This is a genomic window from Streptomyces palmae (assembly GCF_004684805.1).
Classification (GTDB): domain Bacteria; phylum Actinomycetota; class Actinomycetes; order Streptomycetales; family Streptomycetaceae; genus Streptomyces; species Streptomyces palmae.
In genome coordinates this window covers 1-1,168 of the sequence record NZ_SRID01000706.1, presented here as the reverse complement: position 1 = coordinate 1,168, position 1,168 = coordinate 1, and the positions used below count along the sequence as shown (strand labels likewise).

The following is a 1,168-nucleotide window of genomic DNA, read 5'->3' as shown; positions in this document are numbered from 1 at the left end:
CCCGGGCCCGTACCCGGCCTACGCCGCGCCGGGTCCCGTCCCCGGCGGTCCCGCCTCCGGCTACGGCTATCCGCCGCCCCATCCGCAACCGGCGGACCCGTCGTTCGCCCAGACGGGGCACCCCACCGTGCCGCGGCATCCGGCGCCGCCCGTGCCGTACGACCCCACCCTCCGGCCGGCCGGACCCCCGTCGCCCCAGCCTCAGCAGCCGCACCGCATCGACCAGGTCCGCGCCGAGCTGGACGAGCTCAGCGACCTCCTCCGCAGGGAGCAGGACAGGTGAACGGACGTCTGGTCGCGGACCGCTACGAGCTGGCGACCCTCATCGGGCAGGGCGGCATGGGCCAGGTGTGGACCGCCTACGACCGCCGGCTGGACCGCCGGGTCGCGGTCAAACTCCTGCGCCCGGACCGGATGGCCGGACCCGTCACCGCCGGCACCGCCGACCCCGCCGAGGAGCTGCGCCGCCGCTTCGTGCGCGAGTGCCGGGTCACCGCGCAGGTCGACCACCGCGGCCTGGTGACGGTCCATGACGCGGGCAGCGACGGGGAGGACCTCTACCTGGTGATGAGCCTGGTGGAGGGCGCCGACCTGGCCGACCACCTGGCCGAGAACGACCCCTACCCCTGGGAGTGGGCGGTCTGCGTGGCCGCCCAGCTGTGCGCGGTGCTTTCCGCGGTGCACGCGGTGCCGATCGTGCACCGCGACCTCAAGCCCCGGAACGTGATGGTCCGGCAGGACGGCACGGTCACCGTGCTGGACCTGGGCGTCGCCGCCGTACTGGACACCGACACCACCCGCCTCACCCAGACCGGGTCCCCCATCGGCAGCCCCGCCTACATGGCCCCGGAGCAGGCGATGGGCGGCGCGGTCAGCCCCGGCACCGACCTCTACGCGCTCGGCGTGCTGATACACGAACTGCTGGTCGGCAACGTCCCCTTCGCCGGATCGACCGCGCTCGGGGTGCTCCACCGCCACCTGTACGAGCCGCCGGTGCCGGTGCGGCAGCTGCGGCCCGAGGTGCCCGAGGCGCTGGAGGCCCTGGTGCTGCGGCTGCTCGCCAAGGACCCGCAGCACCGGCCGAGCGGCGCCCAGGAGGTCTACCAGGCGCTCGCCCCGCTGCTGCCCGCCCCCGGCACGGGCAGCAGCCCCCGAGGGCCGATGGACC

General features: G+C 75.5%; 1 protein-coding gene and 1 pseudogene. Both read left to right on the top strand.

From position 1 onward, the window contains the following. Positions 1-283, top strand: a pseudogene (locus tag E4099_RS32205) (hypothetical protein); the annotation flags it as partial. Then, on the top strand, positions 280-1,168 hold an 889-nt coding region (locus tag E4099_RS32200; protein WP_135342615.1), incomplete at its 3' end, for a serine/threonine-protein kinase. The pseudogene E4099_RS32205 and the gene E4099_RS32200, both read left to right, overlap by 4 nt.